The organism is Streptomyces sp. NPDC007917, assembly GCF_042959105.1.
Taxonomy (GTDB): Bacteria; Actinomycetota; Actinomycetes; order Streptomycetales; family Streptomycetaceae; genus Streptomyces.
This window is the reverse complement of the sequence record NZ_JBIBKK010000008.1, coordinates 211,657-226,092: the sequence shown is the minus strand read 5'-3', so window position 1 is coordinate 226,092 and position 14,436 is coordinate 211,657. Positions and strand designations below refer to the sequence as shown.

Genomic DNA, 14,436 nt, shown 5'->3' with positions numbered 1-14,436 from the left:
GATGACCGACGCCCGTGTTGCCCTGGTGACCGGCGCCGCACGCGGCCTCGGCACGGAAATCGCCCGTCAACTCGTCCAGCGAGGCTTGCGCGTTCTCGTCGCCGCGCGGGACCTCGAGGCGGCTCGGGAAGTCAGCCGAGCGCTCGGGTCGGCAACTTCGCCCCTGGAACTCGACGTCACCTCGCCCACGAGCATCAACCATGCCGTCCAGCAAGGCATTGAGCGGTCAGGTCGGATCGATGTACTGGTGAACAACGCCGGAGTCGCCCTCGATGGATCCCAGCGCGCCATCGGCGCGGACTACCGGATTGTGCAGGACACCTGGGAGACGAACCTGCTGGGCACATGGCGTGTGGCCGACGCCGTCATCCCCCAAATGGTTACGGCAGGCTATGGCCGAGTGGTCAACTTGAGCAGCAACCTCGCATCGCTCACTGAGATGACCGAAGGCCAGGAGCCCGCCTACCGTGTCTCCAAAGCCGCAGTCAGCGCCCTGACACGTATCCTGGCGGCTGACCTCCGCGGGACCGGGGTCCTGGTCAACGCCGCATCCCCAGGCTGGACCCGCACCGACATGGGCGGGCCCAGAGCACCGCGCAGCGTGGAGCAGGGAGCTGACACGCCGGTCTGGCTCGCCACACTTCCCTCAGGAGACACAACGACCGGCGGCCTGTTTTACGACCGTAAACCGCTGCCCTGGTAAGGGCACCACATGCCCGTAACCGGCCAGCAGGGCGAGCGCTCGGGATCGCTCAGTCGGAGCCGCTGCTGGTCAGGGACGGCTCATCGGCGTGCACGCCGGCCACCACCCTGCCCCCCGTGCTGCGGGCACGCCCCGCCAGCAGGGCGATCAGCAGCGGCGGCAGGAGCAGCAGCCCGAAGGCGGCCCCGTAACCGGCCGTCGCGGAGGCGCCGATGGCCAGGCAGGTGTTGAGCGCGGCGAAGGCCAGGGCCATCACCGTGACCTGGCCGAGGTTCTGGCTGGTCTGCATCGAGCTGCTGGTGTGGCCCAGCCGGCCGGACGGGCTGTGGGAGAGCGACAGCACGGTCAGGGACGGGGCCAGCAGACCCATGCCGGCGGCCGCCACGGGCATGGCGGAAGCGGCGAGGAGAACCGGCCCCCTGGTGAACGTCCCCACCACCGCGAGCCCGACGGCCACCGCCATCACCAACGCCCCGGCGGCGACCAGCACATGCCGCGGCCGGTTCTCCAGCAGCCGCCCCTGCACCCACGAGGCTCCCGCCCACACCACGGCGGCGCCCGTGAACGCCAGCCCGATCAGCACCGCGGGCGCGCCCCGTTCGTCGATCAGCATCAGCGGCACCAGCGCCTCGACCGTGAAGTACGTGCCCGACGACAGGCCACGCAGCAACACCGTCGCCGGCAGCCCCCGGGCGGCACGCCAGGTGCCCACGGGCAGCAGCCGCGGTGCGAAGATCACCAGCAGCCCCAACCCCCCTGCCACGAACAGCAGATGGCGCACGTCCCAGCCCGACACCCCGTACTGCCCCAGCGCCGCGCCCAGGCTCACCGCCGCCGCGATCAGCAGCGGCGGGCGCGAGGCGTGACCGTCCGACGGCGCGGCCCCCGGCAGGGATGCGCCGCGCACCACGACCACCAGCGCCAGGGCCGGCAGCAGCATCAGCGCCGCCAGCCCGAAGAACACCGCCCGCCAGGACCACCACTCCGACACCAGCCCGGCCAGCGGCGGGCCCGCCAGCGACGGGATGATCCAGCACGAACTCATCAGCGCCAGCGCGCGGGGCCGCAGCCGCTCCGGATACGCCTGCCCGATGGCGGCGTCGACCGACACCGCGACCATCCCGGCCGCCAGCCCGTCCAGGAACCGCCCGGCCGCGAGCTGCCACACGGAGACGCTGGCCCCCGACACCACCAGGGTGACCACCGTGAGCACCACCCCCGCCGCCAGCGGCCTGCGCGCCCCCGCACGGTCCGCCCAGTGACCGCCCAGCACCCCACCCAGCAGACTCGCCGTCACAAAGCACCCCGCGACCACGGGGAACAGGCCCACCCCGTTCAGGTCCCGGGCCGCGGTCGGCAGCGTCGGCACCACGGCGAGCGCGGCGAACCCGGTCAGGAACATCACCGCCGCGAAACTGGCGGTGGCGGCTGCGTACGTCCGGGAGAACAGGCCCTGCGCCTTCGAGGCTTCGGTCACGGATGTCACGAGCGCGCAAGCTAATTGGTACGCACCAAGCCGTGCCACTGGTTTTCGTGGGAGGCTCGGCCGCGGATCGTGTACCGGCGGAGAGGGAGATCGGTGGTCGAGGACCAGGAGGGCGTGGTCGTTTACTGGCGCCCCATGTGCACGTACTGCATCAAGTTGCTCCTGCGGCTGCGCTTCACGCGGCTTCGGTACACCAAGGTCAACATCTGGAAGGACCCCGAAGCGGCGGCCTTCGTCCGCTCCGTCGCGGACGGAAACGAGACCGTGCCGACCGTGACGGTGGCGGGCAGGGCGATGGTGAACCCGTCGAAGAAGCAGCTGATGGAAGCGGTCGCGACGTACGCACCGCACCTGCTCTCCAAATCCGGCTGACGCCCCGGACACCGCCCCGCGGCCTCAACCCTGAGGCCGGCCCAGCAGCTCCCGCCCCAGCGCCTCGACCGACGCGGCCGTCCGCGTCCCCGAGGCCGCTCCAGGGCGCCGCCGATCGCAGAAGACCGTCATCGGTTAACCGTTGACACGATCTTCATGGTGGCGAAAACTCATGGCGTCCGCAGGGCCGCTGCCGCAGCGCCCCTCGCCCTGGTTCGACCCTGGAGCCGCATGTCATGCCCGATCACCATCTCGTGACCCTGTATCACCTCAATGACCTGGGCTCCGACGAGCTGCGGCGGCTGCTGCCCGGCCACCCGGACCTGCGCATCACCGAGATCGGCCCGGACGAGGACCCGCACGATCACCGGGAAGCGCTCGCCGACGCGACCGTCGTCCTCGCCCCGCTGGAGAAGGAGCGCCGTATCACCGCGGAGCTGCTGGCGGGGATGGAGCGGTGCCGGCTCGTGCAGTCCGTGGCCGTCGGCTTCGACGGGGTCGACCACCGCGCCGCCGCCGGGCTGGGCATCCCGGTCGCCAACCTCCCCGGGTTCAACACCGACGCCGTCGCCGACTGGACGGTCGGCGCGCTGCTGTACCTGGTGCGGCGCTACGCGGCCGGCCATGCCAAGATCACGGGGGGCGGCTGGGGCCCGGAGGGGCTGCGCGGGCGCGATCTGGCCGCGCTGACCGTGGGCATCGCCGGGTTCGGCAACATCGGCCGGGCCGTGGCGCGCCGCCTCGACGCGTTCGGCAGCCGCGTGCTGGTCCATGACCCCATGCCGTCCGAGCCGGAGCGCGAGTACGTGCCCCTGGACGAACTCGCCTCCCGCTCCGACGTGCTGACCCTGCACATGCCCCTGAACGACGCCACCCGCGGGCTCGTCGGCGACGCCCTGCTGGCCCGTATGGACCGGGGCTCATACGTGATCAACGCCGGGCGCGGCGGGGTCCTCGACGAGGACGCGCTGGTACGGGCCCTGGACGGCCAGCAGTTGGCGGGTGCGGCCCTCGACGTGTTCGCCGAGGAGCCGCTGCCCGCCGACTCCCCGCTGCGCGGCCGGTCCGACGTGCTGCTCAACCCGCACACCGCGGGCGTCACCCACGAGGCGTACCACGCGATCAGGGCGCGGCTGATCGAGTCCCTGGACCGGGTGCTGTCGGGCGAGGCCCCGCGCAACGTCGTCAACGGCGTGATCGTCAACCGCGCCCAGCCCGCCCCGGCGGCGCGGAAGGGGTGACGGTATGACGTGGCGCGCGGGTCCCCGGCAGCTCCGGCGCCGGGTACGGCTCCCGCCCGGCCGGGCGCTCCGGCCGGGCCCTAGGGAGTAACAGGGCGCTCGAAGAAGGTCTCGAGCACCATGGTGGCCTGAGTGCCGCTGACTCCCTCGATCGCGTACAGGCGGCGCAGCACGTCCTGGAGTTGCTCCGTCGTCGAGGTCCTGACCTTGACCAGGACCGAAGCGCTGCCGGCGATGATGTGCGCTTCCTGGATCTCCGGAATGGCGGAGAACTGGTCGGCGGAGTCACCCACCCACTTCGTCGAGTCCACCATGACAAAGGCGAGCACACCCCGTCCGATCGCCGCGGGATCGACTTCGACGGCTGTCCGGCGGATGACGCCTCGCTCGCGCAGCTTGCGCACGCGTTCATGTGTTGCCCCCGCGGACAGCCCAACGGCCTGCCCCAGCGCCGCATACGGCCTTGAGGCGTCCTGCTGCAGGAGGGCGAGCAACTGCCGATCGACGTCGTCCAACGGATCTCCTTCTGAGAACAGCTTGATCTGCCGAATCTCATTCTGCATAGTTTGCATTCGTCAGATCAACATTCGAGGCGATGGTGAGGGCGGCGACATGCCCGGCGATCAACCGCAGTTGTACGAGATCCTCGATGAGCGCTTCCGCACGGGCAGGTGCCATGCGGGCGACTCAAAGCTGGAGACCCTCTTCGAAGGCTCTCGCTGGGCCGAGGGTCCCCTCTACGTCCCGGCCGGGCGGTATCTGGTGTGGAGCGACATCCCCAACGACCGCCTGCTCCGCTGGGACGAGACCACCGGGAAGGTCGGCGTCTTCCGCTCACCCGCCGGTCACCCCAACGGCAACACCCTGGACAACGAGGGTCGCCTCGTCACCTGCGAGCAGGGCAACCGCCGCGTCACCCGCACCGAACACGACGGCTCGATCACCGTGATCGCCGACCGCTTCCAGGGCAAAAGACTCAACAGCCCGAACGACGCCGCCGTGAAGTCCGACGGCTCGATCTGGTTCTCCGACCCCGACTTCGGGATCACCAGCGACTACGAGGGCCATCGCGCCGAGAGCGAGATCGGCGCCTGCAACGTCTACCGCGCGGATCCGGCCAGCGGCGAGGTACGGCTGGTCGCCGACGGCTTCCGCGGCCCCAACGGCCTCGTCTTCTCCCTCGACGAGCGTCGGCTGTACGTCTCGGACAGCCGGGCCAACCACATCCGCGTCTTCGACGTCCACGAGAACGGCACCCTCACCGGCGGCGAGATCTTCACCGAGTGCGGGATCGGCAACTTCGACAACATCCGCTTCGACGACGGCGGCCGGCTCTGGGCCGCCGCCATGAGCGGCGGCGTGCACTGCTACGACCCGGACGGCACACTCCTCGGCCGCCTCCTGGTCCCCGACGTCGTCGCCAACATCCGCTTCGGCGGAGCCAAACGGAACCGCATGTTCATCGCCGCCGACACCGCGCTCTACTCCGTCGTCATGTCTGTCACCGGCACCCCGCCGCTGCCGACCGCCCGCTGAGCCGGTCCCTCACCGCATCACCGGCCCGGACTCAGCGCAGCCGTTCGGCCAGGACCTCCGCGAGGTGGCGGGCGCGGCGGCCGGCCAGCTGCTCCAGCTGCGTACGGCAGGAGAAGCCGTCCGCGAGGACTTCGGCGCCGGGGTCCGCGGCCCGTACGGACGGCAGCAGCTGCTCCTCCGCGCAGGCCAGGGACACCTCGTAATGCCCCCGCTCGAAGCCGAAGTTGCCCGCGAGCCCGCAGCAGCCGCCGCTGAGCTCGCCCGTCAGACCCGCGCGGGCACGCAGGCGGCGCTCGGCCGCGTCGCCGAGGACGGCGTGCTGGTGGCAGTGGGTCTGGCCGACGACGGGGCGGTCGGCCTTGGGGGGCTGCCAGTCGGGGGCGTGGTCCTCCAGGGCCTGGGCGAAGGTGGTGACGGCGTCGGCGAGCCGGGCGGCGCGGGGGTCGGCGGGGCCGAGGAGTTCGGGCAGGTCGGTGCGGAGCGCGGCGGTGCAGCTGGGCTCCAGGCCGACCACGGGGAGCCCGGCGTCCAGGGCCGGGGCCATGACGTCCAGGGTGCGCCGCATGACGGACCGGGCCCGGTCGAGCTGCCCCGTCGACACCCACGTCAGCCCGCAGCACACCGGCTTGGGCGGCACGACCACCCGCAGCCCGGCCGCCTCCAGCACGGCCACGGCCGACCTGCCGACGGACGGGGAGAGGTAGTTGGTGAAGGTGTCGGGCCACAGCACGACCGTGGTGGCCGCCGCACGGCCGCCGCCCCGCGCGGCGGCCCGCGCCCGCTTGCGCCACCAGCGGGTGAAGGGCTCCGGGGCCAGCTCCGGGATGGGGCGCAGCGGCGCGATGCCGCCCGCTCGCTTCGCGAGCAGGGCCAGCGGGCGGATGCCCGCCGCCGCGTTGGCCACCGGCGCCGCCCGGAGGGCGGCGAGGACCCGCAGCGACACCGGCAGCCAGCCCATCGAGTAGTGCGCGGCGGGGCGCACGCGGCCCTCGTAGTGGTGGTGCAGGAACTCCGCCTTGTAGGTGGCCATGTCCACCCCGACCGGGCAGTCGCTGCGGCACCCCTTGCACGACAGGCACAGGTCCAGCGCTTCGCGCACCTCCTGTGAGCGCCAGCCGTCGCGCACCACCTCGCCCGCGAGCATCTCGTGCAGGAGACGGGCGCGGCCGCGCGTGGAGTGCTGTTCCTCGCCGGTGGCGCGGTAGGAGGGGCACATGACGGCCGCGCCGGAGACGGACTCGTCGCGGCATTTGGCGACGCCCACGCACCGGCGCACCGCCGCCGAGAAGTCGCCGTTGTCGTGCGGATAGCCGAACTCCACGTCCACCGGGCGCCTGGGCAGCGGGGTGAAGCGCAGGTTCTCCTCCATGCGCTGCGGGCGGGCGAGGGCGCCGGGGTTGAGGCCGCCGGCCGGGTCCCACAGGTCCTTGAAGCGGGAGAAGAGCCGGACCATCTCGTCGCCGTACATCCTGGGCAGCAGTTCGGCGCGTGCCAGACCGTCGCCGTGTTCGCCCGACAGCGAGCCGCCGTGGGCGACGACGAGGTCGGCGAGGTCGGTGGAGAAGGCGCGGAAGACGCGGATTCCGGCGTCGCTCAGCAGGTCGAAGTCGATGCGTACGTGGATGCAGCCGTCGCCGAAGTGCCCGTAGGGCGTGCCGCGCAGCCCGTGCTGGGTCATCAGGGCGCGGAAGTCGCGCAGGTACGCGCCGAGCCGGGCGGGCGGCACGGCGCAGTCCTCCCAGCCGGGCCAGGCCTCGCTGCCGTCCGGCATGCGCGTGGCGGTGCCGGAGGCGTCCTCGCGGATCCGCCACAGGGCGCGCTGGCCGGCCGGGTCGGCGACGACGGTGTGGTCGGTGGTGGCGTCGGCGGCGGCGCGGGCCAGGGTCTCGGCGCGGGCCAGGGCCTCCTCCCGGGTGGCGCCGCCGACCTCGACGAACAGCCAGGCGCCGCCCCCCGGCAGGCCGGTCGCCCCGGCGACCAGGTCGGCGGCCATGCCCTCGACGGTGAGCGGGCCGTGGGGCAGCAGGGTGTGGGCGGCCTCGGCGGCGGCGCTCTCGTCGGGGTAGCCGAGGACGGCGAGGGCGCGGGCGGCGGGAGCGTCCACGAGGCGTACGGTCGCCTCGGTGAGCACGCCGAGGGTGCCCTCGCTGCCGGTGAGCGCGCGGGCCACGTCGGCGCCCTTCTCGGGCAGCAGCGCGTCCAGCGCGTAGCCGGAGATGCGGCGGGGCAGTTCGGGGAAGCCGGTGCGCAGCGGGGCGAGGTTGGCGTCGACCAGGGCGCGCAAGCCCTCGCGGAGCCTCGGCGGCAGCCCGTCCAGGCCGCGTCCGGCGCGCAGCCGTTCGCCGCCGTACGTCACGACGTCCAGCTCCCGTACGTTGTCGGCGGTGGTGCCCCAGGCGACCGAGTGGGAGCCGCAGGAGTTGTTGCCGATCATGCCGCCGAGGGTGCAGCGGCTGTGGGTGGAGGGGTCGGGGCCGAAGGTCAGGCCGTGCGCGCCGGCGGCCGCCCGCAGGTCGTCGAGGATCACGCCGGGCTGGACGACGGCGGTGCGCGCCTGCGGGTCGAGGGAGACGACGGAGCGCATGTGGCGGGTGAAGTCGAGGACGACGCCGAGCCCGGTGGCCTGTCCGGCGATCGATGTGCCGGCCCCGCGCGCCACCACGGGCACCGCTCTCTCGCGGCATACGGCCAGCGCGGCCGCGACGTCGTCGGCGTCGTAGGGGGCGACGACCCCGGCGGGCACCCGCCGGTAGTTCGACGCGTCCATTGTCATCAGCGCGCGGCTCGCCGTGTCGAAGGAGACCTCGCCGCGGACGGCCCGGCGCAGGGCCCGTTCCAGTTCTTCTCCTTGGCCCGTCTCGTGATCAACCATGGTTCCCATGGTCCATCTCCCGGGCCCGGATGAGAATGTCGAGTTCCGGTTCGGGCCCGCGGACATCGGGGCCGGCGGCGTCAACACGGTCGCGCACGCCGTCGGGGGTGCCGCGGGCGCCCGGATCGCGGTCGCGGTCCTCGACGCGGCGGGCCCGTCCGAGGCCCCCGGTTTCCCGCCGCATCCGGCCGCACCAGCGCTTTCGCCGTCTTCGCGGTCGTCGCCCGCGGCGCGCTCGGCGCCTCGTGGGCCGTCCCGGCCAAGAGACACCGTGTCTCATCGGATGGACACCGGGGCAGGCTGGGCATACCGACGGATTAGGCTTCCGTCCGTGGCTGAGATCCGGATTCCCGCTGACATCAAGCCCGCCGACGGTCGCTTCGGCTCGGGCCCCTCCAAGGTGCGCACCGAAGCGCTCAGTGCGCTGGCCGCCACTGGAAGCTCCCTGCTCGGCACCTCGCACCGCCAGGCCCCGGTCAAGAACCTGGTCGGCAAGGTGCGCGAGGGCGTGCGCGAGCTGTTCCAGCTGCCCGAGGGTTACGAGGTGATCCTGGGCAACGGCGGCTCCACCGCCTTCTGGGACATCGCGACCCACGGCCTGATCGAGACCAGGTCCCAGCACCTGTCCTTCGGTGAGTTCTCGTCCAAGTTCGCCAAGGCCGCGAAGCTCGCGCCCTGGCTCGACGAGCCGACCGTGATCTCCGCCGACCCGGGCACCCATCCGCTGCCGCGGGCCGAGGCGGGCGTGGACGTCTACGCCCTCACCCACAACGAGACCTCCACCGGTGTCGCCATGCCGCTCGAGCGGGTGGCGGGCGCCGACGAGGGCGCGCTGGTGCTGGTGGACGCGACGTCGGGCGCGGGCGGCCTGCCGGTCGACATCGCCCAGACGGACGTGTACTACTTCGCGCCGCAGAAGTCCTTCGCCGCCGACGGCGGGCTGTGGATCGCGGCCTTCTCCCCCGCCGCGCTGGAGCGTGCCGCGCGCGTGCACGCCTCGGGCCGGCACATCCCGGAGTTCTTCTCGCTGCCGACGGCGATCGACAACTCCCTGAAGAACCAGACCTACAACACCCCGGCGCTCGCGACGCTCTTCCTGCTCAACGACCAGCTGGAGTGGATCAACGGGCAGGGCGGCCTGGACTGGGCCGTGCGCCGCACCGCGGCCTCCTCGGGCGCGCTGTACGGCTGGGCGGAGGAGTCGAAGTTCGCCACGCCGTTCGTCACCGACCCGGCCAAGCGGTCGCAGGTCGTCGGGACGATCGACTTCAACGACGAGATCGACGCCGCCGCGGTCGCCAAGACGCTGCGGGCCAACGGCATCGTGGACACCGAGCCGTACCGCAAGCTGGGCCGCAACCAGCTGCGGATCGCCATGTTCCCGGCCGTCGAGCCGTCGGACGTGGAGGCGCTGACCGCCTGCGTCGACTACGTCATCGAGCGCCTGTGATCTGAGCATCCCGTGAGGGGCCCGCGGCCGACGCGACGGCGCGGGCCCCTTCGCGTACGTACGAGGGCCGCTCAGGTGAGCGAGCGGCCCGTGGGTGCCAGCCTCAGTGTCCGGGGGGCCGCTGTCTGTTCTCTCCCGATGCCCGCCAGGATTTCCTGGGTGAGGGGATGGGCCTGCACGTCGGCAAGGTGCCGGCGGTACGCGCTTTCGTCGGGGTAGGACGTGAAGACCGCGACGACGTTCTCTCCGGTGCGGACCGGCAGCCTGGTGAAGGTGTTGTGCGCCGTCTCGGTGGTCAGGACGGCGAGTGGCGCGGGTCCCGTCTTGTGGAGCACGGGGAGGAGGCCGTCCTGGACGAGTGCGATGCCGTCGGGCCGTCCGGGAGGGAAGGACCACACGGTGGCGGACACGAACCGGTCCGGTGCCGGAGCACCGGCCCGGGGCCGCTCGGACGGGCGGACGGCGAATCCGCTCCCGGCTGACAGGGGCCGCAGCAACAGGACATCGTCGGAGTCGACCATGGTGGCGTTGGCCTGGGGCCCGTGCTCGGCCCAGACGGGTCCGCCGTAGAAGGCCGTCAGCGCACGGTGCCGTACCGCCATGTCCCGGAACCCGCGCAACCAGACGAAGCGGTTCGGATCATCAAGGTCCCGAAACTGGCCGAGCACGACCATCCCTGTCTCTTCCTGCGTTTCGACGAACTCCCGGTCGAACAGTTCGATGAGCTCGTCACGCCGACCGGGACGCAGCGTGTACTGGCGAAGCTCGATCACAGCGGGGCGGCCGACGGGGTCGGTGGGGGACACGAGGGAACTCCTGTTCGGTGCTCTTCTCCCGGCAGGGACTTCCGACCGGTTCGGTGGTCGGAGCCGGACGTGGACTGACGCTAGGGGAGCCCTGTGTCACGTGCTGTCAGGGTTTCCGAGGAGAATGCGCCCATGTCCGCAGGCCGATTGCTGTCGCTGCTGTTGTTGCTGCAGTCCCGCGGCCGCATGTCCGCGCGCGGGATCGCCGACGAGCTGGGGATATCCGTGCGGACCGCCTACCGTGACCTGGCACGTCTGCAGGCCGCCGGGGTCCCGGTCTACGCGGAGGCGGGCCGCGGGGGCGGATATCAGCTGCTCGACGGCTACCGCACCCGCCTCACCGGGATGAGCGAGGGCGAGGCACGGGCCCTGTTCTTCGCCGGACTGCCCGGGCCCGCCGCCGATCTGGGCCTCGCGGCGGAGGTGACGGCAGCACGGCTGAAGCTCCTGGCCGCGCTGCCGACGGACCTGCGCAAGGAGGCCGCGCGGACCGCGGCGGTGTTCCACCTGGACGCTCCCGGCTGGTACCGGGAACCCGAACCGACACCGCAACTGCCCTTGTTCGTCGACGCGCTGCTCACCCGGCGCGCGGTGGACGTGCGCTATCGCCGTTGGCGCGCGCCGCACGAGGTGAATCGCCGGCTACGCCCCTATGGCCTGGTGCTCAAATCCGGCATCTGGTACCTCGTGGCCGCCGGGGAGAGCCGGATCGCGACCTACCGGGTCGCCCAAGTCCTCGATGCGGTGGTGAGCGACGAGCGGTTCGACCGGCCGCAAGGATTCGACCTGGGCGCGTACTGGACCTCCTACCTCGACGACTTCCAGGCACGCCGCTACACCGGCACGGCCACCGTCCGCCTGTCCCCGCGGGGACGCCGACGCCTGCCCGACAACGTCCCCCCGGAAGTGGTGCGTGCAGTCGACTCCACCGCGACCGCCGTCGGCGACGACGGATGGGTCGAGGCCGTCATCCCGACCGAGAGCACCGACCACGCGTGCGGCGAGCTGCTGCGGCTCGGTATCGACGTCGAGGTCGTCGCGCCGGCCGACCTGCGCCAGGCCATGGCCGCCATCGTGGGCGTACTCGCCCAGGCCTACGGAGTCCCCTGACGTCAGCCACCTGGTTCAGCCGCTCAGCCGCTGGAAGCGCCGTACGGCCAGCGGCAGGAACACCGCGGTGAGGGCCACCGGCCAGGCCACCGCCATCAGCGTCGCGTGCTCCTCCACCCAGCCGCCCCCGCCGGGGACCGGGTTGCCGAACAGGTCCCGGATCGCGTTCGCGGTCGACGAGACGGGGTTCCACAGCGCGATCGCGCCCAGCCAGTCGGGCATCATCGCGGGCGGGGTGAAGACGCTGGAGATCATCCCGAGGGGGAAGGCGACCGCGAAGAGGTTCCCCGCGGCCTGCTGGTTGGGCACCAGCAGCCCCAGATACACCCCGACCCAGATCAGCGCGGACCGCAGCAGGATCAGCAGCGCGAAGGCGCTCAGCGTCTGCGGCAGGCTGCCGTCGGGCCGCCAGCCGACGGCCAGGGCGATCGCCGCGAGCACCGCCAGGTCCACCGCGGCGCTGATGACATCGGCGACGCCGCGCCCGCTGACCACCGCCGAGGGGGACATGGGCATGGAGCGGTAGCGGTCCATGACGCCCTTCTCCTTCACCACAGCGACCGCGACGGCGGTGCCCATGAAGCCGTTCGCCATCGTCATCGCGAACATCCCGGGCAGCGCGTAGTCCTGGTAGTCCGCTCCGCCGCCCACCTCCATCGCGCTGCCGAAGACATAGACGAACAGCAGCACGAACATCACCGGCGTGCCGAGCTGCCAGGCGATGGCGGCGGGATAGCGGAGGAGGGTGATGAGCTCGGTCCTGACGATGGTCAGACAGTCCGCCACCGCCCAGTACGCCCGCCGCTCCGGCCCCTCCACGACGGCCGGTGCCCCTGCCCCGTGGGCCACGCTGCTCATGCGTCCACCTCCCGCTCGGTCCCGGCGCGCTCCGGCGCGGGCGCCTCGGGCCGCTCGTCCGCGCCCTGGCCCTCGCCCTGTTCGTCGCCCTGTTCGTCCGTACGGTGTCCGGTCAGCCGCAGGAAGACCTCGTCCAGGGTGGGGCGGCGCAGCCCGATGTCCTCGACGGCCACGCCCCGCTCCTGGAGGGTCCGCGCGACCTCGGTCAGCGCCGCGACCCGGTCGCGCACCGGGGCCGTCACCCGCCGGTCCTCCCGGTCGGCCGCCGGCCCGGCCGCGTACGGCCCGGCCGCGTCCGCGCTCCGGTCCATCACCCGCGCCACGGCCTCGACGGCGGCGGGCAGATCGGCGGTCTCCCGCACCACCACCTCGATCCGGTCCCCGCCGATCGCCCGTTTGAGCTCGGCCGGCGTATCGTCGGCGATCTTCCGCCCCCGGTCGATCACGGCGACGCGGTCCGCCAGCTGATCGGCCTCGTCCAGGTACTGCGTGGTCAGCAGCACCGTCGTACCGCCGGCGACCAGCGAGCGGACCGCCTCCCACACCTCGTTGCGGCCGCGCGGATCGAGCCCGGTCGTCGGCTCGTCGAGGAACAGCACCTGAGGGGCGAGGATCATGCTCGCGGCCAGGTCGAGCCGGCGCCGCATGCCGCCGCTGTACTCCTTGGCCACCGTGTCGGCGGCCTCGGTCAGCCCGAACGTGCTCAGCAGTTCGTCGGCCCGGCGTGCCGCGCGCGCCTTGTCCAGGTGGAAGAGACGGCCGAACATCACCAGGTTCTGGCGCCCGCTCAACATCTCGGCCAGCGCCGCGTACTGGCCGGTCAGCCCGATCCGGCGGCGCACCTGACGAGGCTGGGCGGTGACGTCGAACCCGCCGACGAAGGCCCGGCCGCCGCTCGGCCGGGCCAGCGTGGACAGGATCCGTACGGCCGTCGTCTTGCCCGCGCCGTTGGGGCCGAGCAGCCCTTGGACGCTGCCGCGGCCGACGGCCAGGTCGAAGCCGTCGAGCGCGTGTTTGTCTCCGTATCGCTTCCGCAGTCCTTCGGTGAGGACCGCCCATCGCGCCGCGTTCGAAAAAGTCGCAGTCAAAGAAACCCCCACAGGAACCCCATGCCTTCACTGGGTACACCGTACCCAATTGCGAGTACAGCGTACCCAGTTCCGGGTACGGCGTACGCGGTTTCCGGGCGCGGCGTTAGGATGAGCGCGCGATGACGACCACCGAACACAGCGGCAGCGGGGACATCTCCCGCAGCCTGGAGCTCCTGTGGGGCACCGGCGAGCGGCCCAGCCGCGGCCCCAGGCCCGGGCTGACCCTGGAGCGGATCGTGACGGCGGCCATCGGCATCGCCGACGCGGAAGGGCTCGCCGCGGTCTCCATGCGGCGGCTGTCGGCCGAACTGGGCACCGGCACCATGTCGCTGTACCGCTACGTCCCCGGCAAGGCCGAGTTGCTGGATCTGATGCTGGACCAGGTCCAGGCCTTCGACCACGACGCCCACGCCCCGGATCTGGGCTGGCGGGAGACGCTGGAGACGGTGGCGCGCGGCTTCTGGCAGCTGCTCGGACGCCACCCCTGGCTGCTCCAGGTCGACCAGTCGCGCCCCATCCTCGGGCCGAACGCCATGGCGGGACTGGAGTTCGCGCTGCGCGGCCTCGACGGCATCGGCCTCACCGACCGCGAGCGGGTCCATGTCATCGTGACCGTCGAGGGGTTCGCCACCGGCATCGCCCGCACCCATCTGAACTCGGTCACGGCCGAGAAGCGCACGGGCGTCAGCGACGAGGAGTTCTGGAAGGCGCACGCGCCCGCGATGGAGAAGGCGCTCGCCAGCGGCAGGTTTCCGATGCAGGCGGCGCTCGGCGAGGACGCCTTCACGGGGCGGGGCGAGGACATCTTCGAGTTCGGCCTGCGGAGCCTCCTCGACGGCATCGGCGCGTTCATCGCGGCCCGCGCCCGCGCCCGCGCCCGCGACGCCGCCGAGAAGTAGGCCCTCGCCCCC

Annotated in this window: 13 protein-coding genes; 7 read left to right on the top strand and 6 right to left on the bottom strand. The window is 72.3% G+C overall.

Annotation, left to right across the window (positions count from 1 at the left end; genetic code table 11):
* Nucleotide 1: 1 nt before the first annotated feature.
* Nucleotides 2-703, top strand: a complete 702-nt coding sequence (locus ACFZDL_RS18150) for an SDR family oxidoreductase (protein ID WP_353588547.1) — start codon at nucleotides 2-4, stop codon at nucleotides 701-703.
* Nucleotides 704-752: 49 nt separating this feature from the next.
* Here the strand turns inward: ACFZDL_RS18150 and ACFZDL_RS18145 are convergent, their stop codons facing one another.
* On the bottom strand, nucleotides 753-2,180 hold the full coding sequence (locus tag ACFZDL_RS18145) for an MFS transporter (RefSeq protein ID WP_353588952.1): 1,428 nt from the start codon (nucleotides 2,178-2,180) through the stop codon (nucleotides 753-755).
* A gap of 102 nt (nucleotides 2,181-2,282) precedes the next feature.
* Between ACFZDL_RS18145 and ACFZDL_RS18140 the strand changes: the two genes are divergently transcribed.
* Both ACFZDL_RS18140 and ACFZDL_RS18135 read left to right on the top strand, forming a co-directional pair.
* Nucleotides 2,283-2,561 carry a glutaredoxin domain-containing protein gene (locus tag ACFZDL_RS18140; protein ID WP_353588549.1) on the top strand — a complete coding sequence of 93 codons (279 nt, stop codon included), beginning with the start codon at nucleotides 2,283-2,285 and terminating at the stop codon, nucleotides 2,559-2,561.
* Nucleotides 2,562-2,797: 236 nt separating this feature from the next.
* Nucleotides 2,798-3,802, top strand: a complete 1,005-nt coding sequence (locus ACFZDL_RS18135) for a 2-hydroxyacid dehydrogenase (RefSeq protein WP_353588551.1) — start codon at nucleotides 2,798-2,800, stop codon at nucleotides 3,800-3,802.
* Between the two features lie 80 nt (nucleotides 3,803-3,882).
* On the opposite strand, the gene ACFZDL_RS18130 is transcribed toward ACFZDL_RS18135, so the two are convergent.
* Nucleotides 3,883-4,317 carry an Lrp/AsnC family transcriptional regulator gene (locus ACFZDL_RS18130; RefSeq protein ID WP_353588553.1) on the bottom strand — a complete coding sequence of 145 codons (435 nt, stop codon included), beginning with the start codon at nucleotides 4,315-4,317 and terminating at the stop codon, nucleotides 3,883-3,885.
* 97 nt (nucleotides 4,318-4,414) lie between these two features.
* Here ACFZDL_RS18130 and ACFZDL_RS18125 point away from each other — a divergent pair, with 97 nt between their 5' ends.
* A complete protein-coding gene (locus tag ACFZDL_RS18125) occupies nucleotides 4,415-5,338 on the top strand; it encodes an SMP-30/gluconolactonase/LRE family protein (protein WP_353588555.1) in 924 nt (307 codons plus the stop codon).
* 31 nt (nucleotides 5,339-5,369) lie between these two features.
* Here the strand turns inward: ACFZDL_RS18125 and ACFZDL_RS18120 are convergent, their stop codons facing one another.
* The gene (locus ACFZDL_RS18120) at nucleotides 5,370-8,210 is read right to left on the bottom strand and encodes an FAD-binding and (Fe-S)-binding domain-containing protein (RefSeq protein ID WP_353588557.1); all 2,841 of its coding nucleotides are present in this window, start codon (nucleotides 8,208-8,210) and stop codon (nucleotides 5,370-5,372) included.
* Nucleotides 8,211-8,541: 331 nt separating this feature from the next.
* Here ACFZDL_RS18120 and serC point away from each other — a divergent pair, with 331 nt between their 5' ends.
* A complete protein-coding gene (gene serC, locus ACFZDL_RS18115; protein ID WP_353588561.1) occupies nucleotides 8,542-9,660 on the top strand; it encodes a phosphoserine transaminase in 1,119 nt (372 codons plus the stop codon).
* Nucleotides 9,661-9,731: 71 nt separating this feature from the next.
* Here serC and ACFZDL_RS18110 read toward each other — a convergent pair whose 3' ends face one another.
* Nucleotides 9,732-10,466: an NIPSNAP family protein gene (locus ACFZDL_RS18110; protein ID WP_353588563.1), complete on the bottom strand. Its 735-nt coding sequence runs from the start codon at nucleotides 10,464-10,466 to the stop codon at nucleotides 9,732-9,734.
* A 132-nt stretch (nucleotides 10,467-10,598) separates the two neighbouring features.
* Between ACFZDL_RS18110 and ACFZDL_RS18105 the strand changes: the two genes are divergently transcribed.
* Nucleotides 10,599-11,576 carry a WYL domain-containing protein gene (locus ACFZDL_RS18105; RefSeq protein ID WP_353588565.1) on the top strand — a complete coding sequence of 326 codons (978 nt, stop codon included), beginning with the start codon at nucleotides 10,599-10,601 and terminating at the stop codon, nucleotides 11,574-11,576.
* A gap of 15 nt (nucleotides 11,577-11,591) precedes the next feature.
* Here ACFZDL_RS18105 and ACFZDL_RS18100 read toward each other — a convergent pair whose 3' ends face one another.
* Nucleotides 11,592-12,434, bottom strand: a complete 843-nt coding sequence (locus ACFZDL_RS18100; protein WP_353588566.1) for an ABC transporter permease — start codon at nucleotides 12,432-12,434, stop codon at nucleotides 11,592-11,594.
* Nucleotides 12,431-13,522 (bottom strand): ATP-binding cassette domain-containing protein, encoded by a 1,092-nt coding sequence (locus ACFZDL_RS18095; RefSeq protein WP_353588568.1) that lies wholly within the window; start codon nucleotides 13,520-13,522, stop codon nucleotides 12,431-12,433. The genes ACFZDL_RS18100 and ACFZDL_RS18095 overlap by 4 nt, the downstream gene beginning before the upstream one ends.
* Nucleotides 13,523-13,644: 122 nt before the next feature.
* Between ACFZDL_RS18095 and ACFZDL_RS18090 the strand changes: the two genes are divergently transcribed.
* Complete coding sequence (locus ACFZDL_RS18090) at nucleotides 13,645-14,424, top strand: TetR/AcrR family transcriptional regulator (protein ID WP_353588570.1); 780 nt, start codon at nucleotides 13,645-13,647, stop codon at nucleotides 14,422-14,424.
* The last annotated feature ends 12 nt before the right edge of the window (nucleotides 14,425-14,436 follow it).